This is a genomic window from Lacticaseibacillus rhamnosus (assembly GCF_900636965.1).
Classification (GTDB): domain Bacteria; phylum Bacillota; class Bacilli; order Lactobacillales; family Lactobacillaceae; genus Lacticaseibacillus; species Lacticaseibacillus rhamnosus.
Genome location: NZ_LR134331.1, coordinates 1,756,464 through 1,782,610 on the forward strand (window position 1 = coordinate 1,756,464; position 26,147 = coordinate 1,782,610).

Consider the following 26,147-nt stretch of genomic DNA (forward strand, 5'->3'; position numbering starts at 1 on the left):
GACCGGACCATCATGCTTAAGGCCGCTTACACTCTGAGTCCTTGACACTCACTTTCTATAACGCGCTCCCCGGCGCAGGGGCCTGCGTGTAAGGACCTTGGTCGCAATGGCCAAAACCCGGCCATCACGCCCAAGGCCGCTTACACTCCGGTCCCTAATCGCGCCGGCTCGCGCCTACTTTCCATAACGCGCTCCCCGGCGCAGAAGTCTGCGTGTAAGAACCTTAAGCGCAATGGCCAAGACCGGGCCATCACGCTTAAGGCCGCTTACACTCCGACTTCTAACCGCGCCGGCTCGCGCTCACATAAAAAAAAGCCAGTTTCTGACCGGCTTTTGCTTTTATTAATTGTTGTTGTCGCCAACGCCTAGAATCTGCAAGATGGCGGTGAATAGGTTTAAGAAATCAAGATAAAGCATAAGCGCCCCGACAACGGCTAATGAACTGGTGGAAATAGTTGCTTGTCCATCGCTGCCAGCCGTCAAGTATAAGTTCTTCAGGCGCTGAGTGTCCCAAGCGGTCAACACGATGAAGATGATCAAGATCGCATAAGAAATCAACATCTGCATGCCGCTTGAACCCATAAACATGTTAACGAACATCATGATGATGACGCCAAACAATGCTGACATCGCGATATTTCCCGCCTTACTCAGGTCACGCTTGCCAAAATGGCCAACCATGGACATGACGAGAAAGACTACCGCCGTTGTTGCCAATGCAACTGCAAGGTTAGATGTCTTTGCAACCATCGCAACGGAAGCAAAAGTGAAACCAAAACTTGCAGACATCAGATAAAACATTAAAGTTGCATAACCCGGACTTGCTTGGGCCCGCCGTCCAGTCACAAAGAAGGACAGGATCAGCGGCAATGCTGTCATAATCCAAAAGATAATTGGATGAGCACCCACAAAATTGATGTAATCATTCTTAAGGGTAACTCCTAGTAAATAACTTACGAGCGCCGTCACAACCAGCCCGCTCCCCATCAAGGTGTAGATGCGGGAGAAGAACTGCGTCAAGCCGGCCTCGTTTACAACACGGCGTTCTTGCATATTGCGTTCATTCCTTTCAACTATCTATAACTATTATAACCAGATCAAAACATTTTGTCAGTCAGGCCAAAGACCGATTTGCATCTTGGTGAGTCAAACCGTCAAGCCCTGATACTGACTTTATCATGCTAGTGCTAACATTAACAGCCCGACATGCGCTTGTCCACTGGCTTGTATAGATCGTCATTGCTTTATTGCATATGTGTGAATGCGATCTTTCGGAGGACAAGCAAGGGAAAATATAAGATTTATTTATAATTAATTACTATTAATTTACTAAAGTTCACATCCGCTCGTAAAATCATTGACCGGCATACGTTTATCTGTTAATTTTTAATCATCGAAAGCCTCTCTCTTAAAACAAAGGATGTGAATAAATAATACTCATGTTTTTTTATGGCACCCTAGCTATCATACTAATTACGATGCTCTTATTTAGAAAGAATCCAGCGATTAATCGAATCTCAAGTACTATCATCTCGTCATCAAAAGTGGGAGCGCTATGTCGAACTTGCTTTTTAATCGTTAATTTCATTTTCTTTTATTTGTTTGTGACCCGCGACTTGTTGACTTTATTTACAATCGCGATGGTCGCCATCATGTATCTTGCCGTTGACTGGAGTCGTGGTCTACAAAGAAGTTGAACGCATTTCGGTTAATAAAGTACGCCTTGAATGCCACAATGAGTCGTTTTTCTCTTCATGCAAAATCGAGCTGCGAAAAAAGCTAACCCGCGATGGATTAGCTTTTTTGTTTAACCCAGGATCGGATTTCTTTTCAAAGATAGCTGCATTGCCATCACACTTAGCAACGTAGAACAGATGTCTTGAAAAACTTCAAATTAAGCACCGCGTTGATGCCGGGCATAACGTTTAAACGCAATCACATTAATGGTGAGGAGTACGACTAACCCTGCTAAAATCAATAAGCGCCAGTCAATCGCATTCGCTTGGGCAGGTACTTTTTTAACAGCGGCAGCATTCAGATCGGCGGCCTCTTTTTGCGCGACCACAAATGTTTTCTTGAAGTGCCATGTTCTACCGGCTGCCTTTGCGACTCCCTCAAAACGATATTTACCCGGTTTTAGCGGTTCATCATTGAGATCAACCTTAAAATTAAAGTTTGAGTTCGGTGCCATCTTGAGTTGCTGCTTGTGCGTTTGATACAGTGCTTTGCTTCCGTCTGCCTCAAAGATCTTCCCTTCCACAGTCAGGTCTTTGAGCATCGCCGGTTCAAAGTTCTGAATATTGGCTTGAATGGCGTTGTGACCATGATCACTGACCGCCTTCACTTCCCGCAACCTCAAGTTCGGTGGCACGACTTGATCAGATTCGGTTAAGACCACACCGAGTGCGTAGACATAACGATTAGCAACTGCGCCACTCGTTGTCGCTTTTTCATCTGGTTTAGCCATAAATTGCAGGCCACCAAGAACCGTCCCGGCAAATGCCTGCGCGGGCAGCTTTAATTGCAAAGGTACTGTTTGTTGGCTTAAAGCCGGGATCGTCACTTCCGTTGGTGCCTTTAATAACGTTTTAAAATTAACCTTTAATGACGCATCCGTTCGCCCCACCTGTTCGCCGTATTCGACCACCCCATTATCGTTTGTGAAGGCGGGGTTCACCTTGATGAGCACGGTCACGGGATCAGCTTGGCGATTTTGAATGACAACGTTTAACGTCTGCGCTTGATTCGGACTCACCCGTAAATCAAAGTAGCTCGCACTTGTATCCCGCTGATTTTCCGGCAACTCAGCTTTGACCGTAAACCCTTCGCCTGCCGCTTGTGCAGATTGCTGCCACATGCCGGAAAAGAGTACCATGACCCACCCCAAGAGACCAACGATCCATATACTTTTTTTCATCTTTTGTGTGGCACCATCGACGCAAACGTGCAACGGCGCTTCCTTTCTTAGTGTTTTAGTTTTCGAGATTGATACAGATAATATGCCCGTAGGAGACCCAACCAGAAAAAGACGCCTGCTAAGACAGTTATCAGATATGATGATTCTTGTAGCGCTGGCAGTTTTGCATGCTTAGTGGCTTTCTTCTTGTTTGTATCGGCCATTGCCGGTTTCTGGCGAGAGGTAGGCAGCCGATCATCGCTTGGCGAATCCGGCGTTACAACCTTCACAATTTTGGGATCGCTCATCGGCTCAACCAGAATGCGAACATGAGCCACGGAAGTCTTTTCGTCAGCATGGGTCATCGTTGCCGGTGCCGCAACAACAATGCCAATTAAGACTGCCACCCACACTAGCCTTTGATTTGCTCTCATTCGGTTTTACAGCGGCGCACTGGTCAGCGTCCAAGTCAGCGTGGTGGAAAAATCTCCCGACTTGAGCCCTTCCGTTGCATAACTTTTGGCTGGCACCGTCAAGGCAACCCCTTTATCTGCTTGTTTCTGATTAAACAGATCCATGAAGGTTCCTTTAGCCGTTTGACCGTCACTAACACTCAAAATATCAACCGCTTGCGCATCGCCAGTGTAGACCTTAATCGCTTTGTTGAGTCCGAAACGCGCACTCGCATCTTTGGCTTGGCCATCGATAACGCTGCTTTCAAGCAAGGAGATTGCGGCGTCTGGTAAGACCACGGTTTTGGTCACTTTGCCGGCCTGATCTTTTTCTTCGGACTTCAGATCGGTCGCTTTTAAACTGACTTTCCAACGATCACTACCAAGTCGCTTGTCAGTGACCTGAATGTGATTAGGCGCCGCTGTTTTCTTGCCGTCTTTAGTCACCCATTGATCGGCTTCGGCGTATGCCACGGCATCATTAACCGCATCCAGTTTCAACGGTCCAAAATTGAAGCGAGAAACATAGTCCAGTGTTAAACCTTCGCCGCCAGCATGAGTCGTGTTATCCACCCCGGCAAAGGTTCCTGGCGTTTTGTTTTGTGGCGCTAACGGGTTTAAAATATCCGGTTTGGTGTCGGTTTGCATGATTTTAACCCTTCCTTGGGTGGTAACAGTACGCGCATCGTCAGCACTGACGGTTGTTGCGCCATAAGCCAGTAGCCCTGCCGATAATGCAGCAGTCGCGAGTAAAGCCTGGTATCCATAACGAGTCATTAGTTGATTCCTCCATAATTTCTAAATTGAGTTAAAGTGGTGCATCGCTTAGGGTCCACTGCAGACCAAAATTGTACGTACCGGCCGTAAAGTCAAAGTCATTAGCAGGTATTTTGAGCAGTACCCCTGCTTGCGTATCATACGTAAACGTGTGTTGGATCGTTTGAGACGCAACCGCCTTAACTTGCTGATCTTGCTTAAGTTTGATCGGATAGTCATGGCCGTCTTGTCTGAAAAAGAGTAATTCTTGTTTTAATTCATGCTGATGACGATCGGTAAACGGCTGACTTTGTTGAATCAAAAGTTGCCATGGCTTCTTTTGACTGCGGCCGTCCTTAATCCGAATCGTCATCGGCGTATCGCCAATTCGAGGAACTTCTAGCGTCTGGCCATCAATCTTAACGGTGCCAAAATTGAGCGCTGCCGGTGCTTGGGTAAAACTCAAGGTGCCTTCAGTGACTTCCAAAGGGATCTGGTAGTCATAACTGATGTGCTTATTAGCTTCTGTCAAACTTGGTTGGCTAACAGTTGCCGTAACGGTTTTATGCCCCACGGTTTTCAAATCGGGAAACTTAATATTTTCCACTTTCAAATGTGGCTGTTGCTTTTTGACGGTATTCGTCACCGCTTCACGAATGGGCTGCGGGTCACTGTTGTTTTCGATGGTTAAAGATTTGAAGCTGACCTGATTCAGTGTCAAAAACTTGTAACCCGAAGCCGTCACCTCAAACAGGGACTCTCTTTTGTTGGCGCGCTTTTTCAAGGGTTCGCGTTTGCCTGCATGCGCCACACTTACCTTATCTTCACGATGATTCACCACCACGACATCCCCGAGTTTGGCTTTGACCACGCGCTTGTCTCCCCATTGATCAAGCAATTGCTGCTTAGGGGTATCACCCTGGGCTGCCATGCTCGTGACTTGTTGCTTTGGATCCTGCAGGTTAAGCACATCACCAGCTGCTTCGTACAGACTCACGCTTAAATACGGTTCACCGGCAAAAACATCGTGGACATTGCGATTGTCATCTTCTGCGCCATCAGTAGCCACGATCAACCAGTCGTTGCCTTCCTTCACCAACGCCAAGGCACCACCGGCATTACGCGTGAATAGTTCGTAACCGTTGAAAACAAGTGCATCGCCATAGTCGGTCAGCACCGGACTCGTTGATAACACCGTGCCAGTGCTGGCCTCAAACTTCATGGTCACGTCAATTGGTTTGCTGATCTTTGTCAATCGCTTTGTATCTTTGCGTAAGAGCTTAGCCAACTTGTCAGGCATGGTGACACTCAGCGCTTTATCCCCCCATTGAATGCGGCGATCATCGTACTCAAGCGCGTCTTTTAGCATGTTGCCTAAAGTATCCGTTGTAACGACTTCACCTAACTTCAAAGTTTGCGATTGGGTCGAAAATGTTGCGCGTTTCACCACGGCCACTGGAACATCATAGTCAGCTTCGATTGTTTTATCTTTGCCATACTTCTGGGAAACCGTCACTGTAGCCGTGGTATCCCCAAGTTTTGAAACATCTGGTCGTTTTTTAAAACCTTTAATCTTATAGGTTGATTTATCCGATAATTTAAAGAACTGCGATAGTCGCAAATCCATTTCCGCTGCTGAAGCATTAATTGGAATATTGGCTTTTTGTGGTACTAATTGATTCACCCGCAACAATTGGTAGCCTTGATCCGTAATTTCAAAATAAAGTTCATTCTTGTTGGCCAAATCGTTGAGGGGCTGCTCTTGTGAATCATGGGTATACCTAATCTTTCTTTCAACGTTGACGACTTTGATAATATCGCCTGCTTGCACAGGCTGAACCCGATCTTTACCCCATAAATTAAGGAAGTCTTGCTTACCTAAATCACCAGACGCCCATTTCACCGCCACCTCGGATAAGTTTTTAACTTTTTCATCTTTCATAGGAACGTGGGTGATGCCCAAGTACGGCTCGCTCGGGAATCGGTTATGAATAGGTTGATTGTCTTTTGACCCGCCTGCAGTGGCAACTACTTTCAGGCCGTCATCATGAATCAAGGCAAATGCACCCCCGGCATCGCGTCCTGAATGCAATTCATAGCCTTTTAAAATGATCGCATCACCATAATTTGCTGTCGCGGTTGGCCGTGCAGTTAGATGTCCGGTTTTGGAATCAAACTGAATTGGGGCAGCTGCATCTTTAAACAACTCGTCAATCCGCTGGGTACCCGGTTGTAAATGTTTCTCAACATCGGGGGCTTTCAATGGATAAAGCTGCTTATCCCCCCACAAAACCGGTGTACCATCTCGCTGTTGCGCCTGAGTGAACATACGCTCAATACTTTGCATCCCCCAGCGCTCGCCTAATACATATTGCCCAGATTTGACGGTCAACTCGCCTGCCGGAATCACATTCAGTTCCACTTCATAATCAAACTTGGCATACTTGCCGTCATACAATTTTTCAATTGCCCGTACAACGGCTTTCGTTTTACCTGGCTTGCTCACATCCGGCCGTCCAGCAAAACATTCTGCAATGATGTTATCCCGCAAGTTCAAGGCTTTAGGAAACGCAGCGTCTAATTCTGCATCCGTTGCGTTCTGCGGCACATCGACTGGACGGGTTTTCAGCTGGTTCACATGTAACGGTACAAATCCAGCCGGCGTCATTTGGAAAAAGATGGCCTGATCAATATTCGGAAAGTTTTCTTTTTTCAGTTGATACACCTTAGAGTCACGTGCAAAGCTGATTTTTCCTTCAGCATTGCAGACCTTGATGATATCCCCCATTCTTGCCTGCTGAACCCGGTTAAGTCCCCACTGATTCAAAAAGTCTTGTTTGCGAGTAGTCCCATTGGCAACTGCGTCATTGATATTGAAATAGCTCAGATTAATACTTTGATGATCCCGCATCTGAACATATTCATAACTACCATAGAATCGGTTGCCAAAGTGAGGTGCGATTGGCTCATTGTCATTACCTTTACCGGATGTCGCGATCACTTTAGAAATACCATCTGCATCTCGATCAATGAAAACCAAAGCGCCCATTGCATCGCGACCATTCTTAGGATCAGATGCACCGGCAATCACCGCATCTCCATACTGGGTTTGCGCTGTACCTTTACCCGTCGCCACCCCGAACTTAGAATCAAACGTCAAATCAACCGGCGTTTTTGCAAGGATCGTGTCAAATCGGGCATAACGTTCCTGTAACCCCATCGACCGCGTCGCTTGCTTAAGCTTCTCAGGCAAAACTGCCCAGATTCTTTTATCCGCAAATGGAATCGATAGACCACCAGGCTCAGTGGCTTGTTTAAAGAGCCTAGCATGTGACTCCGGCGTAAAAAATTCACCAAGCGTATACACCGCATCTTGACCGGTAATAGTAGCTCGTGGTCGTTGTGGGTTTGCAGGTTGATCATCGGCTGCATACACAGAGTTGCTGGTTAAATGAAAGAAACGTTTAATATCCGGCTGGGTACCGCCGAGAACGGTAAGCGTTAGTAAGATACTGACGCCAATCAACCCAATACCGGCAGTTTTTTTGATTACCTGCCACATTTTTTTAAATCTTGACGGCACTTCGGACACCCCCCTTTTTTAAAAATCCATCTAAAAAATATAAATTGACATGGACTCCATTCTAGGGGAGTAGTTGTTCTCATAATTCTCACATTTTTGCGAAAAACTTTAATGATTTGAGCTAAGAATCGCATTTGTATTATTTTAATCTTATTTATTACATTATATTTTATTGATTAATCCTGTACGGACAGGTCTTTTTACGGATGGCCTTCTTCCGTCACTTCATTCTGTTACAAACGTTATTTCATAAGGTCGAATTCATCTTTTAGCCGAGCCATCGTTGCAAATAATCCATATCAAAAAGGCGAAAAGGCTTCGCAACATATCCGAAAAGCCTCTTCGCCTGAAAAGAGTTAGCTGTCAAATGTAAAATTCTGGACACTTACCCAAATATGAAGGGTTATCACACGTTCATTGTTTCCGCTTTTGATCAATCGTTGCCAATAAAGCCATAATTTGTTCCAGATCATAACGATTTTCAATACCTGTCAATAAATAGCGTTCTTTTGCCTTTATCTGTCTAGCAGCCGTTGCGGAGTTTGTAATCAATAAATCGTACACGCGATCGGTCACGGCATTGTCAATGATGACGTGATAATAACCGGCTAATGCAACGCGCAACCGGGCCACCATACCTGCTGTGATGGACCAGTCGTCATGCATGCAGATGCCAACATACAACGGCGCATCACTTTGTACGTGAATTAACAACAACACATTCAAATACCGGCGCTTCAAAAACAGCAGCTGCTCAGGGCTAGGTGACTGCTGTGCATGGTTAAAAGTCAGCATCGCCAATTCACCAGCCATCTTTTCTAAATGTTGTAACACCGCTGGATCAACTTGATAGTTAATGCGTTCCCCATCAAACAGATGAAAATGGCCCGAAAAAAAGCGGGCATGCATCTGAATTTGGTTCAAAATGTACCGAATTCGCAGTTGCGTGTCGCCCGTAAATCGCCGTTTAAAAGCTGGGTAAGCTAATTCAATTCGAGCCATTAACTGGGCACGAATTTTTTTAATTTCAGGAGTTACCTCGTCCAAATATTGAGCAACCGGTGATAAATCACGATCATCCAGGTCCAGAATCTCCATACTCGTCATAAAGATATAAAGGCTGGAAACTTCAAATTCATCAATGACAAGTGCATATTGGCGGGCTAAATCAAACAACCAGTTTCTAATCCCGCGGTAAAGGTGGTTGTGATCCAAGCTGAGCAGCGGTTCTTTGCTGGTCTTAACGCGGTTTTGCTCCGCTGCAAAATGCCGCTTGAGTGCAATGTCCAACCAGATACTTAATTTGAGTCGTCCGATCATCGAAAATTTCAAATGTTCCCGAGCTTCAAACGCTGCGATAAACTGCCGTAACGAATACGCTTCCGTAAACGAGGCTAAGGTGTCGTAATCATGGCTATTTAGCAGCAGCCGATAATACAAATAGCGCAACGCAATCTCCGGCCCAATGAGGGTACCGCCCTTAATCTGTAGTGAAAATGCTGCCAAAACCTGATTCAAGAGTTTGATCCGACGAAAAACAGCTGGTTTACTGATGTATAGCAACTGTGCCAGTTCATCAGCACTCACTTTGCCTTTTTGCAGCAAGGTTAGTAAAATCCGATAACTTTTCGATTGGACTAACAATTGCCGATAGAGCTCACTAAAATTAACGGGTGTGCGTGTTTGCAAACAAATACAACGCTGACCGCCTGAATCAGTCACGCTAATATCAGCGGCAGCATCGAAGCCTCTAATCCGCTGCTGAAGTGCGGCGACGGTTGTTCCCATTGTGCTTGCTGACACCCCCAGCGTTGTGATGGCGGTTGTGTACAAGCAACCGGCAGCCCCCGCCTTTAGCAATAACTGCAACAACTGAACCTCCCGACGTTCATCGTTCTCCAGAAAATCATCAAGATTCATAGCCTACTCCCCCTCATCAATAGATTCCCTGAAAAATTCATAACTCCTTCGTTCGACACTGATATTAGATGAATCTTAACATAATAATTCGTTGAAACAAATAGAAATGTAAGCGAATTCAAGTCAGCTAAAATTTAGTCCTCTTCTGATTACAAAACAAGCAGCGCGCATTCTCCCTTTTGTCAGGATAAAACCGTCACAACTCAAAAAACGGTCCCAGAGCAAGCACTTGCTCCAAAACCGTTAATCAAACACAGCTTATTCAATTGTCATGGCCGCTCATACTGTCTCACTATCATGTCACATGCAGCACACCAGCTTGGCAATAAAGCCATTTATGTTACTCCTGACTCAGTAGATCTTCATAAGCCTTTTCATACTTCTGAATATCGCCTGCGCCCATAAAGACAACCACAGCATGGTGGAATTTCAGCAACGGTCGCATATCCGCTTGCTGAATGACAGCGGCACCCTTGATTTGCGCCACAATGTCTTCTGAGCGAATTTTACCATTCTTTTCCCGCGCGGAGCTGAAAATCGGAGTCAGGAACGTCTGATCGGCTTGGCTCAAGACTTGAACGTACTGCGGTTCATATGCTTGCGTCCGACTATAAGTATGGGGCTGGAAAACAGCGATGATCGCTTTGTCAGGATATTTCTGCCGGGCCGCATCCAATGTTGCTTTTATCTCATTCGGATGGTGCGCATAATCATCGACAATGATCATGTCTTTAAGATCTTTTTCGGCAAAGCGGCGTTTAACCCCACTGAAGTTACCGAGTTCGCGCGCGATCAAGCCTGCATCAAGTTTCTCCATATGCGCGACAGCCACAACTGCCAAGGCATTCAGGACGCTATGTTCGCCAAACAGTGGCACAAAGAAGTGGCCGATCAATTCATCATGGAAGTACGCGTCAAAACTGCTGCCTTTTGTATCACGCTTGACATTGCGGGCCTGAAAATCATCACGGTCACTGGTGCCGTAATAATAAACAGGAACTTTAGCTTTTAGTTTGCGCAGCCAAGGATCATCGCCCCATGCGACAATCGCCTTTTGGACCTGATTTGCTTCGGTTTCAAATGCATCGTAAACATCTTCAAACCCGTGATAATAATCGGGGTGATCAAAATCAATGTTCGTCATGATCATGTAATCGGGATGGTAGGACAGAAAATGGCGCCGATATTCGTCTGCCTCAAAAACAAAAAATTTCGAATCGCGAACGCCTTTGCCAGTCCCATCGCCAATCAGATAACTGGTTTTAGCAACCCCGCTTAACGTGTGGGCAAGTAAACCGGTGGTACTCGTTTTACCATGCGCACCCGCCACGCCAATGCTGGTATACCCCTTAATCAGCTGACCAAGAAATTCATGATACCGATAAATCTTAAGCCCCATCGCTTTGGCTTGCTTGATTTCCGGATGCTCATCGGTAAAGCTGTTACCGGCAATCACAGTGTAACCGGGCTTTAGATTAGCCGGATCAAACGGAAGCATCGTGATTCCGGCAGCCGCCAAGCCTTTCTGGGTAAACGTATATTGGGTAATATCACTCCCCAACACTTGATGCCCCAAATCATGCAGTACCAATGCCAATGCGCTCATGCCTGAACCCTTAATGCCAATAAAATAATAAGTTGCCTCTGTCATCACGAATGTTCCTCTTCCTTTGCTTGTGTGTAGTAAACTTCGCGCGGTTTTGCCCCTTTTGCTGCGGAGACCAGATGTTTGGCCTCCAACGTATCAATCAGGTTGGCGGCGCGATTATACCCAATAGAAAAGACGCGCTGTAACTTTGATGTCGAAATATGCCGTTCACCAGCAAGATAATCCAGCACCTCAGGCATCAGTTCATCTTCATGCGTATTGCTAGCCTCAGCGGACTTGACCCTGCCGGATCAAAAAGATACCTTGGACCGCGGTGACTTTTGACATACGCAACAATGCTATCGATTTCCCGATCGACAAAGGTGCCTTGTAGCCGAATTGGCTGACTGGCACCATTGCCTAAGTAAAGCATATCGCCACGACCCAACAACCGCTCAGCCCCAGCCGTATCGATAATGGTCCGGGAATCAATTTGACTCGCCGTCATAAAGGCAATGCGGGTAGGGATATTGTTCTTGATAGTACCGGTGATCACATCGACACTTGGCCGTTGAGTCGCAACAAGTAAGTGAATGCCGGCTGCCCGCGCTTTGGCTGTAATCCTAGCAATGTCGTCTTGGATCTCAGTGCCAGCCGCCAGCATCAAATCTGCCAACTCATCAATGATAATCACCAGATATGGCATCACTTGAGCAAACTCATGATGCCGCTTAGCCTTTGCATTGAACTGTTCAAGATTACGTACGCCTGCTGCAGCCAGTTTTTTGTAGCGGTCATTCATCGTCGTAACCACCCACTTCAATGCCGCGCTCGCCGCTTTTGGATCAGAAATCACTGGCGAGACCAGGTGCGGCAAACCGTTATAACCGGCTAACTCAACTGCTTTGGGATCAATCAAAAGCAGCCGCACCTGTTCCGGAGTCGCTTTATACAGCAGCGACACCAGTAAGCTGTTAATAAAGACAGACTTACCGGATCCAGTCGCTCCGGCAATCAGTCCATGCGGCATTTTAGCAAGATTCGTGACAACCGGCTGACCAAAAAGATCCACGCCAAGCGCAATGGTTAACGGCGACTTAGCTTTCTGAAATGCCGGCGTGTCCAGAACTTCCCGCAACATGACCGGACGCGGTTTCAAGTTAGGAATTTCGATCCCAACTGTATTCTTACCGGGTATCGGTGCCTCGATTCGAATATCCTTGGCAGCTAAGGCTAACTTCAAATCATCATTGAGGTTTGTAATCTTGCTGACTTTAACCCCACTAGCAAGACTCACCTGAAATTGCGTTACGGTTGGCCCAATCGTATCGGCAACGACATGCGCATCGACATTAAATGCCTGCAACGTTTGATCCAACCGCTGCCGCTGATGATGCACCCAGTCTTGTTGGGCTGCTTGATCAGCAACAACTGGTGGTGATAATAAGCGAACCGGTGGGATTGTTTCAGAACTCTCACCTTGATCACCGCTTGAAACGGGCGTGGCTTCCGGCGTCGTCATCGAAGCAGGCAGCTGTGAGCTAACCGCCTGCTGCTCGGTTGTTTCTGCTGACAAGCTGCTTTTCGTTGGCTGTGTGACTGATGCCGTGGTGCCAGCCGTACTTTGCGGCCTGGAAAACGCCTTTTGGGAATTGTCTTTCTGTTCCGATGCGGATTCCCTAGCTTTTTGGGCGGCCAATGCTTTCCGCAACTTTTTGGCTTCGTGCTTACGCCTTAATGCCTCAATGCGGGCTGCTTTTCGACTATTAGGGCCATGAGATTTGCCCATCGATGTCAAAGAAGTAGCTATTTCCGCAGTATGGCGTGATGCTTCGCTGCCGCTCACACTGGCCACCGATTGAATCGGCGGATGCGGGGCACTGGTGTTATCGGATGCCGAGGAGCTCGATGTTGTTTCATTGGAGGCTTGTTGTGTTGCGCCATCCGCTTCCGTTTGTTGTTTCGAGTCGGTCGCTTCTGAATGCTCATCAGGGCTCTCAGTTATTGACGCCATGCTGCTTGCACTTGTCTCCAGCGACTCACTTGAACGCGTCGCTTCTGGTGCCGCCACTGACGAAGCCACGGCGATCGCAACCGGGTCAGTGGCGGCCTGCGAACTGGGACTGACCCCATGTCCGGCAAAAAGATAAAGGCTTTGTTCATCCGGTTTCAATACCGCCGCAATTTGGCGATAGTCCGTTTGATCCCGCTGCACGTTTCTGACAGTGCTGTTGGGTGTTGTCAGCCGCGCTAACCCATTGCGCTGATGGTCGGCTCGCGGATGTGTCATTGCGCGCAAATCCGCCTGTGCCTCAGCGACTTTTTGCGGATTCACTTCATGCGTGGCTTCATGCGTAATCTGCGGTGGCAATTGATACGCGTCATTTTCTGATTGCTGCCAGTTCGCGGTTGTTTCCCCGGATTGCGATGCTGGCGATTTATTCTGATGTAAAAATGCCGGCCCATCATAATGCGCCATGATCAAATCCCCTTTTTATCGTGTTTCGACAGTGTCTCTATTTTAGCATAAGCATCAGTTCGCCGAATCCTGGATTGAAAAATAACTCGGCAAAATCAGCGTTAGTTTGAAAATAGCCTGATTCTGGCATTGCCTTTTAACGTTAATAAAGGTAAGGATCAAAACGACACCGGTAGCGCCTTTTCCCGGAAAAACGTCGGCTTGTACGGAACAGGAAAAATGATTGACACTTAATCTATAATGGAGCAGATTTTAGTTGTGACACAAGTTGTCGTTGCTACAAACATTCATTGGAGGCTGACAACATGCTTTTCCTAATTCTTGATGTTCTACTGATCATATGCGGCATTGTTCTATTGGTATCCTGTTATCGGTTCTCTGAAGAAGAGTTCAGGGAGGCCTTGAATGACTGGGCACTAAATACTTTTGTATTCGCCCCTGTTTTGGGCTGGATTGGCAAAAAGATGAATGTTAGGTCTCCTTATCGAAAAGCCATGTTCTTACTAGGATTAGCTATGACCGTCATCTTCGCATTGAATCTGATCGCAGGACTATAGGTATTGATGCCAATATTGTCACTATAACCGTCTAAGAATCGAAAAATGGCTCGTGAGCTTATCTGCCCACGAGCCTCTCTTTAAAATTTTTTGTATTTTCACCGTAGCAATTACGCCTGAGCCGCAACCACTGCCGCCGCTTCCTTGGCATCGAACGGACTTCCGGCAGCCAGATTGTCCGGCATCACCAAAATACCACGCCGCTGTGGTGCCCCTGGAATCGCTAATTCACGCGCACTGCTAATCATGCCGTAAGACGCGACCCCACGTAAAGAACCCTGCCAAATAATCTTACCATCTGGCATCATGGCGCCTGGCAACGCAACAACCACCGTCTGGCCTAACGCAGCATTCGGCGCGCCGCAAACGATTTGAACCTGTTCATCACCAATATCGACCTGCGTGACATGTAAGTGATCAGAATCGGGATGATCTTTGAAATCAACAATCTTACCAATGACAAACTTGGGCTTTTCGTCAACTTCAAGCTGACCCGGTAAATCAGCTTGCTGGATGGCAACATTTAATTGAGCCACCTGTTCAGCGGTCAATTGAATCTGCCCGTGTCCATCCACGGCTCCCAACCACTGACTGACATTAAAAAAGTTGTAGCCAATCACATGATTCTGATCATCTAAAATTGCCACAATATCCCCGCTGCGTTGCGATGTCTGGGTCTCAGTATCCGGTCCCGTGATGGCAATAAGCGTATCACCAAAAGCCGGTTGATTATAACTGGTAATGAGCATTTGAACCTCCAAAATTAATTCAAGCCGGTGATGAAATCCTCGACTTGTTGTTTTGTTTTACGATCTTTGTTAACAAAGCGGCCGATTTCTTTACCGTCTTTAAACGCGATAAAACTTGGAATACCAAAAACACCCATCTCCTGGGCAACTTCCAGATTCTTGTCCCGATCAACCGCAACAAACTCATAATCCGAAAAGTCTTTTTCGATCTCTGGCATTGCTGGTTTGATAAAACGGCAATCCGAGCACCAATTAGCAGAGAAGAAAAGCATTTTCTTACCAGGCTTTTTTACCTCATCCAAAATCGCTGCATTTGAACCTAATTCCTTCATGGCCAACATCCTTTCGCTTACTAATTATAAGTAGACTATAGCAGGAAAACTTTCGCAGCGCAATGCCGCTCACCGTCTTTTACATTATACTTAAAACAGCGGTGTGGCAATCCATAAGCAACAGAGCGTTCGCCAAGGCTGGCGAGCGTGTTTCAGCGCAACGTCATCCTGCGCTTATCCAAGATAGGCATGTAAAGGTTCCATTTTCAGCAGTCAAGACGTGAACACACTGAAATTACAATGGCTAAACGCACCAGCTCACGTCAAAAGGAGGACTTCACGATGTCCATTTCAAGGTCTCGATTACTTTCCGGTATTGGGCTGTCATTAGCATTTATTGCCACTGGTACGGCGCTTGCCGGGTATTGGTGTCACCGCAATCAACGAATTTCCAACCGCATTTTAACCAAGGTAAAACGTAATTTTGCGAAGGAAGGAACCATTGAAACAAGTTGGATCGAGCTACAACCGCTCACCATCAATGACCATCATCAGCGTATCCAAGTGTATCGCGGCGGTATGATTCTTCGTCATTCGAAACTGCACCGACAAATAGCCTTTCTAGCCTTGGCTGATGGTTCGCTATGGCGCATCAAACAGCAACCCATCACCACTGCCTAGATTCATGATAAAGGCTGCACGCCTTAGTTGCCACTTAATCTATTATCAATGTCAAAAATGCACGCTCACTCAGGCCTTAAAGCGCGCAACCAGTTCATAAATTCGGCCACCATCAGCGCTGAACTTTTCTTCGTACTCTGTCGGCACATTATCCGGAATGCGTTGATCATGATGAACATCAAGCGAGACGAGTTCAAAAGTCATGCCGAAATTGTTCATACTAACCAGCGAGTATTCAAATAAGCCTTGATTGTCAGTCTTAAATTGCAGCCGTGCATCTGGTTTCATGATCGTTTGATATTGTTGCAAGAAACGCCGATATGTCAGCCGCCGCTTTTCATGCCGCGTTTTTGGCCAAGGATCAGAAAAGTTTAAGAACAAACCGCTAATTTCAGCTTCAGCAAAATAATCGGTTAAGTCGGCACCATCCCCCAAAACCAGTTGAAGATTGGGAAGTTTTAAGACTGCCTGTTTCTTCAGGATCATGGCAATAGCAGCCTCTTGTAATTCCAAAGCAATAAAATTGCAGTCCGGGTGAGCCTGCGCCATCGCAACAATGAATTGGCCTTTGCCAGAACCAACCTCAAGATAAAGCGGTTGATTCTGTTTAAATCGCGATTGCCACTGCCCCGGCATCTTTTCCGGACGAACAAGAATTAGCTCAGGATGCTCGGCTATTAATGGTTTCGCCCAAGTTTTGTTACGTAATCGCATGCATGTCTTCCTTTATTTCATAATTGTGATGATTCTTCGCGGTGATCGTTTGTCCCGTGTCGACAATCAAAAGGCCTGAGACAAAACCGGATTTTGCCACAGGCCCTTTGCCACGCGCTTACAGCTTCCATTCAATGGGTCGACTGCAATGTCTCAAATTGTTGCAAAACTTGTGCGACCTCATCTGTTCGCTGGTGCTGTGCTGCTGCTTTCATGTCGTTCAATAAATGCAAGTCGCCATACCAATAAAGCCGATTTTCCAAAGATTCATCATTGTTGGCACCATAGGCTCTTAGAAACGCTGGCCATGAATTGCGATGACCATAATGCGCCATGACATCAGCAAGATCATAAGCCGGATCACCTAATGCCACCTGCTCCCAGTCAACTAAATAAAGTCGGCCACCAGCACGCAACCAATTTTTATGATTGAGATCGCCGTGACAGACACTTTGAACCGTCACCCGCGGTAACCACTGTTGTAAGTCGCTCAAAGCACGCTTAACCCGCGGCTGATTTGTAAGGTCACGGGGGAAGTCTTGCAATAAATCGTGGCGTAACCGCGCTGGATCAAGAATTTGGCCACCGACTTGGCGAAGCATTCGTTTTAATAAACTTGAATGGTGTACCTGCGCCAACATTTTGGCTACCACCGGCTGCATCATTTGCTCGCGGGTTAATGTTTCACCGTCCAACCATTCTTGTGCCGTTAACACATCACCGGTGCTAACCCGACGCGTCCATAATAGGCGTGGGGTAATATGCTCGACTGAAAGTGCCGCAAGAAATGGCGAAGCGTTACGTTTTAGGAAATACTTTTGATTGGCATAAACCCCAAGAAACGCACTACCGGTGGAACCGCCTGCAGGTTGCAGGGACCACCCGGCATCTAATTCAAACTCCATAGGCACTACTCCTTATATCTGGCCGCAGGAATGGTTCTAATCGTCAAAAAGACACTCCCAGGCGCTCGTGCGTCCACGTTCAATATTACTAACTTGAGAAATTCACGTCAAGAGGCAAAGTGAGCGCGAGCCGGCGCGCTTAGGAATCGGAATGTAAGTGGCCTTGAGCGTGATGGCCGGGCTTTGGCCATTGCGTTCAAGGTCCTTACACGCAGATTCCTGCGCCGGGGAGCGCGTTATAGAAAGAGAGTGCGAGCCAGCCCGGTTAGAAACCGGAACATAAGTGGCCTTGGGCGTGATGGGCCCGGGCTTGGCCATCGCGTTCAAGGTCCTTACACGCAGACTTCTGCGCCGGTGAACGCGTTATGGGCGTAAAGGCGGACTTGCGACCAACGCCCTTACACTCCGATTCCTGAGCTGGCGAGCGCGTGATGACAGGCGCGAGCCAGCGCACTTAAACAAGAGAGCCATCCAAAAACCACTCGCCCCTATACCACCACATGATGCTGCTTAAGTCGCATTCGTGCATACCACCGTGTAAAGCCCCAGACAAAAACCACGCCGCAAATGAAAATAGCCCCTGCTGCCAGCCATTGAAGCCGCAACAGTGTCACTAAGGTGAACGTCGCCACTTCGATTAAAAGCAACACCGTCAACAACCGCTCAAATGCAGCCGGTTTTTGGTCAGGCGCGACCGGATACAGATGGGTAAAGACAATCTCATCATACTGATAATAAAAAGGTAACAGCTGGAAGCCGACCATGTAAAGAAACAAGATAGCAAAACCCAAAGCCAGCCACCATGGCGACAGCACCGCCACAATGACAGCACCGATCACCAGCAGGCGAAGATATAAGCCGAGATACTCACCGCCACGTAAAAAGCCGCGTAGATACAATGAGAGCCATGTTGTTGCTTGGCGTGGTTTGACTAATTTTAAGAATCCATCCAAATAACGGCGCCGATGCACACTATTGGCTAATCCTGGTACATCGGTAAATAAGTTATAGAACCGATATACCCGACCCATTCGATCATCTTCTAGTTTGATCAAGGCCATGAAATTCAACCGTCCTTGGTCCAAAATGGTTCGCAATTGCCATCTGAAAACAAGATCCAGAATCAATGCAACCAAAAGGGTCACTGCCGGATGCAAATAAAACCCGGCAAAAAACGCGGCCCCGGCAATTGCCAACAACAGTAACCGTTGATGATGCCACTGGGTCGGTAATTGATAGCGTTTTAGTAACTGTAACCACAAGTCAAGATCCTTAAACAGCCAAACTGCCATTAGTAAGGTAACCGTCGCACTGGCCGGGTCTTTACCCAGCTGCGCAAACAACGGCCACATAGCAAGACTGGCAAAGGTCAGCAAAACGCCTGGCAGCAGCAAGCTATAATGGCGGCTTTTTAATAAATATTGCCGAAACGCCTCCGCTTTTGGCAACAAAAAAATTTGATCCGGTGCTTCTGCAAGGGTCGCCAGCTGACCGAAGCTAAGTAAGCCAGTGAAAATAATTGCCAAGCATAAAGCTAACCACCAGGAAGGCTGTAAGGTTTTGACAATTTGGCTATACACATAAAGCGCACCGCCGAATAAAATCAGTAAAATCAAGACAAAGTGATCATTAAATACAAGGCGTAAATATTTTTGTTGTGCCTGCACATGTTGGCGGAGGCGCGCACGCCACAAGTCAATCATGCTTCTTCCTCCGTCATCTTCATATAAATGTCATCCAGACTGCCATCTTTTAAGTCAAATTGTTGCTTTAATGATGCCATATCACCAGTGGCACGCACTTTTCCTGCTTTGATCAAAACAAACTCGTCAGCATATTGCTGGGCAGTTGCCAAGATGTGCGTCGACATAAGAATCGACGCCCCCTCCTGTTTTTTTTCGGTAACCAAATTTAACAAGTCGTGAATTGCCAATGGATCAAGACCGGTAAACGGTTCATCAATAATAAATAACTTGGCATGGGTCATGAACGCCGCTACAATCATGACTTTTTGCTGCATCCCCTTAGAAAACTTAGCCGGAAACCAATCTAGCTTGTTATCTAAGCGAAATTTTTTAAGCATCCGATCCGCAGCCTCCCAAGCCGCTTTGGCATCAAGATCGTAAGCCATGATGGTCATTTCAAGATGTTCCCGTAACGTTAATTCCGGATAAAGTACCGGCGTTTCCGGAACATAGGCAAGGTTGGCCCGAAAATCAGTGGGATTTTGCTTCAATGTTGTCCCGTCTAAGTCAATCGTGCCTGCCTGTGGCGTCAACAGTCCGATAATATGTTTGATAGTGGTCGATTTTCCGGCGCCATTCAGGCCAATTAAGCCCACAATTTTGCCGGATGGTACTGTAAAACTGACGTCGCGCAAAACGGTTAGATTCCCGTAGCCGCCTGTTAATCCTTCAATTTTTAAAGTCATCTTACCAGTTCCAATCTGTATAATTTCAGTTAGGGATATGATAGCATGAAATCAAGGTTCCTATTAACAAAAGCACAAGGAGAAATGAGGTAAGAGCATGAACGATTGCATTTTTTGTAAAATTGTTCGCAATGAGATTCCAAACGTTGCGGTCTATGAAGACGATGTGGTCAAGGCATTCCTGGACATCACTCAGGTCACCCCGGGCCATACGCTGATTGTTCCTAAAAAACATGTGCCGGACATTTTTGCCTATGACACTGAGCTGGCAGCTGCGGTTTTTGAACGCGTTCCAAAAATTGCGCGTGCGATTAAAGCCAGTAATCCGGCGATTAAAGGGATGAACATTTTAAACAACAATGGCAAAGTGGCTTATCAAAGCGTCTTCCATTCACACATTCATTTAATCCCCCGTTACAGCAATCAAGACGATTTCGGGATGCATTTTGGCGATCACAGTGCTCAATATGACACCAGTAAGCTTGAAGAAGTGGCCGCCAAAATCCGCACCCAACTGGAGGCTTAAGTATGAAATTTCGGGATGGGCTCTTGTTAGGTGCTCTTACGGGTACGATTTATGGCTTATTGACCGCCAAAAAAACCGGACGACAACGGCAACAAGCGATCGCTGCTTATTTTAACGGCATCGCTACCGGTGTCGGTCAGGTTCGCCAAAGTATCAATCAAGTCAGCGCGGCGTTAACGCAACTATCTGCCGAAGTCGACCAAACCCTTAAACCGGCAATGAAAGATATTACGGCCAGCGTTGAGACATTCGAATTTGAAACCGCACCGCGCACGGAAGCCATCAAAGAACATGTGGACAATATCAATGATGCGATCACCGGACTTGAAGAAAATCAATCTGCGCATCCGACCAAACCTTAACCAAAACATTGAAAATAACTACCGTTGCCTTTATACAAGCCGTGACGGATTCTTGAAAGTTATGTGAAGATCCGCGTACGGCCGTAAGTTATGGTATAGTAGACGGCAGTGTTAACCGAAACTTTTTAGATTAGGATGTGTGATTACATGAAAAAATGGATTCTCGGTGTCGTTGGCTTGTTCGTAGCAGTGACCCTAGCAGGCTGTTCCAGCAGCACGGTTGCAAATATGAAAGGCGCCAAGGTCACCAAAGACGAGTACTATGACGCCATGAAAAAGACCACAACCGGTCAGGCAACATTGCGTAACATGATCGTCTTAAAGGCTTTAGAACAACAATATCCGAATAAGGTATCGGATAAAAAGGTTAACAGCCAGTTCAACAAGCTAAAGAAGCAATACGGCTCTTCATTTGATTCAACTTTGGAACAAAACGGCTACACCGAATCAAGCTTCAAGGATCAAATTCGGACAACACTTTACTCTGAAGTTGCCCTCAAGGATATGAAAAAACCGACGACCAAGCAAATTGAAAGTCAGTGGAAGAAGTATCAGCCAAAGATTCAGGTTCAGCATATTTTAGTTAAGACCGAAGATGAAGCTAAACAGATCATTTCAGATTATCAAAAAGATCCAACCGAAAAGAACTTCGAATCTCTAGCTAAGAAGAACTCAATTGATACCGGAACCAAGAATAAAGGTGGTAAGTTAGCTGCCTTTGACAACACGGACACCAGCTTGGATTCCACTTTCAAATCAGCTGCTTTCAAACTCAAGAAGGCTGGCGACATTACCACAACACCGGTTAAGACGCAATACGGTTACCACGTCATCCGTGTTATCTCCATTGCCAAAAAAGGTACGATGAAGGAACACAAGAAGGATCTTGAAAAGCAGATCTACACCTCATGGCAAAGTGATTCAACCGTTATGAACGGTATTATTACCAAGGTACTTAAAAAAGCCAACGTTTCGATCAAGGACAATGATCTTAAAGATGTGCTTTCAAGCTACCTCAGCACCAGCTCAAGTTCTTCAACTAGCAAATAAGTAAGAAATTGAGTCATGCAAAGAGGCTGAGCCATAATTCACAGCTTCAAAATAAAAGCGAATCGTTTCTCGCTAAAATCGAGAAATGGTTCGCTTTTTAGATTCCTTACATTAGTGTAAATAGACTTTAAGGACTTTAGTGCCAAGGCGGAGCAATCGTAGGCCAGATGGGGCTCAGCCGTGGAAACAACACAGCGACCGGTTTTTGTCGCTGATGTTGTTAGGCGACTTGGAGACTGCCGGGCTTGCAGGCTCCAAGCGCCGTCACAGCGTTCCAGCCCCATCTGGCCGGAGATTGCGTAGTTTGGCACGGCCCGGAACTGTTTTAATGACCCGTTCTATTAAAGTATTCGGACTTTAGTAAGTATCACATCCTGAGATAGAATTATGTCCCAGTTCCTTTTTTTGTTCCGGTAAAACCATGATTTAAGTTTGACGACGGCTTTCTAATCACAAGCAGTTTGTCTTTAGCTCTTAATGCGGATCCGGATATGTTTGACCATTTGTTGGCCGGTAGAAACGCCGATTGTCCATGCCAAAGAGTCGTTCAGTAAAGGTGCCTGGATCGACATGTTGGTAGGCAGTCGTCATCATGTTGATTGAGGCATCCATTTCGTCCAAATCGTGCAACACCTGGGCCTCAAGTAGTTGCGGCCGCACCGGCGAGCCATATTCCAATAAACCATGGTGCGCTAATACAACATGCCGCAGCAATAGCATATCCTCACTATTAATATCGATCTTTAGTTGATGGGCTGCCAACACAATTTGTTCATCAATCAGGACAATATGCCCAATCAGATTCCCGGGTACCGTATATTCAGTTGAAATCGGACCACTTAATTCAATCGTCTTGCCCAAGTCATGTAAAATCGCACCCGCATAAAGCAAGGTCTTGTTCAAACTTGAATACTGGGCAACCACATTTTTAGCCAAGCGCAGAATACTCAGGGTATGAAAAGCAAGCCCACCGGCAAAGGCATGATGATTCGACTTGGCAGCTGGATAACTGAAGAACGCTTTTTTATGATCTTGAATCAGTTTTCGGACGATTCGATTCCAATTGGCATTAGTAATTTCAAAAATGAAACTGTTTAGCTCTTCTTCCATGGCATTGGGCGCTTCTGGTGCGCGTTCAACGAAGGTACGCGGATCATTTCCTTCTTCTTGAGTTGCCAAGCGCATTGAGTAAATCTTGATCTGCGGGTTGCCTTGATACAATTCCCGCTTTCCTGACAGCTGCACCACTTCACCGGCTTTGAACTGGGCAATATCATTTTCGGTTGCATCCCAGAATTTACCCGAAATATGGCCGGAATTGTCTTGAAAAATCATGGCAATAAATTTCTTGCCATTTTTTGCTACCCGGACTTCCGCTGATTTAATTAATACAGGAAGTCGCACATCTTCTTCATTATGGTAATCAAAAAGCCGTTTTGCCACGGTCGTCACCTTTTCCTTTACTATTCAAGCTAATTAAATCATACCGATGTCAGTTGGAAAGTACAAGGAAGGGATCGTTCAGGCACATGGCAGCATGAACACAGACACGATTCTTCGTTTTCAATTCCTCCACCACTTCGAGCCGCTTGCACGTGGCTTTTATCGGATTCCATCGCATAAAAAATCGGTTCCAAAAAGACAAGCCGTCTAAAATAAAACGAGCTATGTCTTCTCAGAACCGATTTTACTTGATCTTTATCGACATGCCACTTCGCTAACCCAAGTTGGTATGTTGTTTAAGTGAGCCAATAACTTATGGCTTGCTTTGATAAACGTCAATAATTGGTTGGGAGATGATCTTATTCAATTCGTCCATCATCTGGGAAAGGCCTTGTTCTTTAGCCATCAAGTTCTGGATCGGTTGAATATCACGCATCTTGTCGCCAAGTGCCTGCAGTGATTTCACTTCTTCATCGGTAAAATCCTGTCCCTGCATTGACTTTTGTTGCATCTCATATTGCTTTTGTTGGAACTGCTGGAACAAGCCATATGCAACGGTGTCCAATTTCAAAAGATCAAATGCCTTCTTAAGATCTTGGAATTCCTGAGTTGTCTTGATATCTGCCGCCATTTGATTTGCGGTGTCGTAAACGTTTGCCATGCTTTACCTCACTTTTTGAGCCTATTTGAACCAGCTCTTAATATTATCATACCATTTTCCCACAGTTTCCTTGGCACTGTCTATACCTTTATCGATACTATCTTGAATTCCTTGCCAAGTGTCATCACTTTTTCCCGGTGTTTGGATGCTGGCCATTTGGGCGGCATCCTTGGTGTCAAAGGCAGTTTGAGGTGTATTGGGCATCAGCTTCGACATTTCAAGCTTGAACAACGGGGCCACACCGGATGTGCTGGTACCTTGCAAAAAGTGCTGGCTATCCGTTGTCGGATAACCAATCCAAGTTGCATTCACAATATCCGGCGTATAACCAACTACCCACTGATCCTTGGTGCCATAACCCCAACTGCTAGGAACCTCGGTACTGCCAGTTTTACCAGCAATTGTATAGCCAGACGGTTTAGCCGTTTTCCCGGTGCCTTCGTTAAACGTACCGATCATCATACTGGTCATTTCCTGAGCGACTTTTTTGGACATGATCTGACGCGTTGCCGGATGGGAATTATCAACCACCGTTTCGCCGCTCGCATCAACGATTTTCCGAATAAAGTGCGTGGTCGGCAGCTTGCCATCGTTAGCAAACGCCGCGTATGCCCGCGCCAGCATCAACGGTGAAACCCCGTTTTTTAAACCGCCAAGGGCTGCGGCTAGATTCTGATCACTCGATTTGAGCTGAATGCCAAAACGATCAAGGCTGGCAACGCCTTTTTGTACCCCGAGTTTGTTGAGTAACCAAACAGCAGGGGCATTGATCGAATCCGCCAGTGCTTGATACATCGGAACGGTGCCAAGGTATGTGCCGGTCGCGTTTGTCGGGGTATAATTATTTTTGCCGTAGCTAAGCTTTTCGTCTTTCAGAATCGAGTCGTAGTGATACCCGTTTTCTAACGCTGGTGTGTACACCATCAGCGGCTTGATAGTCGATCCCGGCGAATTACGCAGCTGAGTCGCGTAATTAAACCCTAGGAAGGTATGTTCGCCCCGGTTGCCGACAACTGCGCGCACGCCGCCAGTCTTGGGATCCAGAATAATTGATGCGCCTTGAACCTGTTTACCATCTGCTGCATTAGCCGGAAAAGCCCAGTCCTGTTCAAAACTGGTTTGCAGATTCTGCTGATAGGTTTGATCCAGATTGGTGTAGATCTTATAGCCTTTATTCAGAATATCATCAACGCTAATCCCCTCACTGCGCGCTTCTTCGATGACCGAATCAAAGTAAGATGGATATTTCTGTGCGTTGGCGTTTGAAAAAGCATCCACCACCTGAACCGATTGCGCTTTAGCTGCATTTGCCTGCGCCTGAGTCAATTTGTGGTTATCCACCATTAGCTGCAAAACCACATTACGTCGCGAAATCGCGTTGTCTTTATGATCAGCCGGATTATAATAACTCGGGTTACGTAACATCCCTGCTAAAATAGCACCTTCACTGGCATCCAGTTGACTCGCATTCTTGCCGAAATAACGTTTTGCAGCATCCTGAACGCCCCAAACCCCATTACCAAAATAGGCATTGTTGAGATACATCGCGAGAATATCCTGCTTGGAGTAAACTTTATTCAGTTGAATCGCCATGAATAGCTCTTGTGCCTTACGCAGCATGGTCTGCTTTTGCGTCAGTAACGTATTTTTGGCTAATTGTTGCGTGATGGTGCTCCCACCACCCATAATTTGACCATGATGGATAACATAGTTCAACGCCGACCGCAAAATTCCTTTAATGGAAAAGCCGCCATTCGAGTAAAACGTCCGGTCTTCGGTTGAAATAACCGCATTTTGGACTTGCGGACTAATCGCACTGAGTTCAACATACGTCCCTTTTTGACCGTACAATGTCCCCGCTTCTTCATTGTTAGCATCGTAAATAACTGTTTTGGTCTGTAAGGTGCTCTTGATATTTTGAACATCAGCGGTTTTTGCTTTATAAGTGAACCAGGCAGAGAAGATCAGGATGACCGTCAACCCAAGTAAAATGAGCCAGCGAATGACCTGAAATCGGCGGAAGAACCACCGAATGCTCTGCCAGACACGTGATAGAACCTGCATGTCCTTCCTCCTATTATGAATCTTATTTATTGTAGCATAGGCCGTTGTCAGCCAAGTC

At 46.4% G+C, this 26,147-nt stretch carries 20 protein-coding genes and 1 pseudogene; 4 read left to right on the forward strand and 17 right to left on the reverse strand.

Translation table 11 applies throughout. The annotated features are described in order from the left end of the window. Positions 1–342: 342 nt before the first annotated feature. The 10 genes and pseudogenes from EL173_RS08970 to EL173_RS09025 form a co-directional block, all read right to left on the reverse strand. A complete protein-coding gene (locus EL173_RS08970) occupies positions 343–1,053 on the reverse strand; it encodes a Bax inhibitor-1/YccA family protein (RefSeq protein WP_005689767.1) in 711 nt (236 codons plus the stop codon). Positions 1,054–1,894: 841 nt separating this feature from the next. Next, positions 1,895–2,950: a WxLIP family cell surface protein gene (locus EL173_RS08980; RefSeq protein ID WP_019728455.1), complete on the reverse strand. Its 1,056-nt coding sequence runs from the start codon at positions 2,948–2,950 to the stop codon at positions 1,895–1,897. Positions 2,951–2,964: 14 nt separating this feature from the next. Next, positions 2,965–3,330 carry a hypothetical protein gene (locus EL173_RS08985; RefSeq protein WP_005689770.1) on the reverse strand — a complete coding sequence of 122 codons (366 nt, stop codon included), beginning with the start codon at positions 3,328–3,330 and terminating at the stop codon, positions 2,965–2,967. Between the two features lie 6 nt (positions 3,331–3,336). Further along, positions 3,337–4,125, reverse strand: a complete 789-nt coding sequence (locus EL173_RS08990) for a WxL domain-containing protein (protein ID WP_005689772.1) — start codon at positions 4,123–4,125, stop codon at positions 3,337–3,339. A 31-nt stretch (positions 4,126–4,156) separates the two neighbouring features. Then, positions 4,157–7,687 carry a WxL domain-containing protein gene (locus EL173_RS08995; RefSeq protein WP_014571391.1) on the reverse strand — a complete coding sequence of 1,177 codons (3,531 nt, stop codon included), beginning with the start codon at positions 7,685–7,687 and terminating at the stop codon, positions 4,157–4,159. Positions 7,688–8,101: 414 nt separating this feature from the next. Further along, entirely contained in the window at positions 8,102–9,607 is a 1,506-nt protein-coding gene (locus tag EL173_RS09000) for an AcpB/EbpR/MafR family transcriptional regulator (protein WP_005689776.1), read from the reverse strand. Positions 9,608–9,947: 340 nt separating this feature from the next. Next, positions 9,948–11,258, reverse strand: a complete 1,311-nt coding sequence (gene murC / locus EL173_RS09005; protein WP_126298228.1) for a UDP-N-acetylmuramate--L-alanine ligase — start codon at positions 11,256–11,258, stop codon at positions 9,948–9,950. Next, positions 11,258–12,978 (reverse strand): annotated as a pseudogene (locus tag EL173_RS09010) (DNA translocase FtsK); the annotation flags it as partial. The pseudogene EL173_RS09010 and the gene murC, both read right to left, overlap by 1 nt. 1,363 nt (positions 12,979–14,341) lie before the next feature. Further along, positions 14,342–14,980: a YtpR family tRNA-binding protein gene (gene ytpR / locus EL173_RS09020; RefSeq protein WP_005689786.1), complete on the reverse strand. Its 639-nt coding sequence runs from the start codon at positions 14,978–14,980 to the stop codon at positions 14,342–14,344. 14 nt (positions 14,981–14,994) lie between these two features. Continuing rightward, positions 14,995–15,312, reverse strand: a complete 318-nt coding sequence (locus tag EL173_RS09025) for a thioredoxin family protein (protein WP_005687831.1) — start codon at positions 15,310–15,312, stop codon at positions 14,995–14,997. 282 nt (positions 15,313–15,594) lie between these two features. Here EL173_RS09025 and EL173_RS09030 point away from each other — a divergent pair, with 282 nt between their 5' ends. Continuing rightward, a complete protein-coding gene (locus EL173_RS09030) occupies positions 15,595–15,933 on the forward strand; it encodes a hypothetical protein (protein ID WP_014571393.1) in 339 nt (112 codons plus the stop codon). Between the two features lie 69 nt (positions 15,934–16,002). Here the strand turns inward: EL173_RS09030 and trmB are convergent, their stop codons facing one another. From trmB to EL173_RS09060, 4 genes are all read right to left on the reverse strand, one after another. Then, complete coding sequence (gene trmB, locus EL173_RS09035; protein ID WP_005687828.1) at positions 16,003–16,647, reverse strand: tRNA (guanosine(46)-N7)-methyltransferase TrmB; 645 nt, start codon at positions 16,645–16,647, stop codon at positions 16,003–16,005. 131 nt (positions 16,648–16,778) lie between these two features. Next, the gene (locus tag EL173_RS09040; protein ID WP_005687826.1) at positions 16,779–17,552 is read right to left on the reverse strand and encodes a phosphotransferase family protein; all 774 of its coding nucleotides are present in this window, start codon (positions 17,550–17,552) and stop codon (positions 16,779–16,781) included. 488 nt (positions 17,553–18,040) lie between these two features. After that, positions 18,041–19,255, reverse strand: a complete 1,215-nt coding sequence (locus EL173_RS09055; protein WP_005689796.1) for an ABC transporter permease — start codon at positions 19,253–19,255, stop codon at positions 18,041–18,043. Next, a complete protein-coding gene (locus tag EL173_RS09060; RefSeq protein ID WP_005689798.1) occupies positions 19,252–19,983 on the reverse strand; it encodes an ABC transporter ATP-binding protein in 732 nt (243 codons plus the stop codon). Before EL173_RS09060 ends, EL173_RS09055 begins: the two co-directional genes overlap by 4 nt. A 97-nt stretch (positions 19,984–20,080) precedes the next feature. Between EL173_RS09060 and EL173_RS09065 the strand changes: the two genes are divergently transcribed. The 3 genes from EL173_RS09065 (at position 20,081) to EL173_RS09075 (ending at position 21,921) form a co-directional block, all read left to right on the forward strand. Continuing rightward, entirely contained in the window at positions 20,081–20,509 is a 429-nt protein-coding gene (locus EL173_RS09065) for an HIT family protein (protein ID WP_005689800.1), read from the forward strand. A 2-nt stretch (positions 20,510–20,511) separates the two neighbouring features. Beyond that, a complete protein-coding gene (locus tag EL173_RS09070; RefSeq protein ID WP_005687820.1) occupies positions 20,512–20,871 on the forward strand; it encodes a YtxH domain-containing protein in 360 nt (119 codons plus the stop codon). A gap of 147 nt (positions 20,872–21,018) precedes the next feature. Next, the gene (locus tag EL173_RS09075) at positions 21,019–21,921 is read left to right on the forward strand and encodes a peptidylprolyl isomerase (protein ID WP_005689802.1); all 903 of its coding nucleotides are present in this window, start codon (positions 21,019–21,021) and stop codon (positions 21,919–21,921) included. A 474-nt stretch (positions 21,922–22,395) separates the two neighbouring features. Here the strand turns inward: EL173_RS09075 and EL173_RS09085 are convergent, their stop codons facing one another. The 3 genes from EL173_RS09085 to EL173_RS09095 all read right to left on the reverse strand — a co-directional run bounded on the left by EL173_RS09085 (position 22,396) and on the right by EL173_RS09095 (position 26,089). After that, positions 22,396–23,364, reverse strand: a complete 969-nt coding sequence (locus EL173_RS09085) for a 3'-5' exoribonuclease YhaM family protein (protein WP_014571396.1) — start codon at positions 23,362–23,364, stop codon at positions 22,396–22,398. A 313-nt stretch (positions 23,365–23,677) separates the two neighbouring features. Further along, the gene (locus EL173_RS09090) at positions 23,678–24,025 is read right to left on the reverse strand and encodes a YlbF family regulator (protein ID WP_005685470.1); all 348 of its coding nucleotides are present in this window, start codon (positions 24,023–24,025) and stop codon (positions 23,678–23,680) included. 21 nt (positions 24,026–24,046) lie between these two features. After that, positions 24,047–26,089: a PBP1A family penicillin-binding protein gene (locus EL173_RS09095; RefSeq protein ID WP_005685469.1), complete on the reverse strand. Its 2,043-nt coding sequence runs from the start codon at positions 26,087–26,089 to the stop codon at positions 24,047–24,049. Between the last annotated feature and the right edge of the window lie 58 nt (positions 26,090–26,147).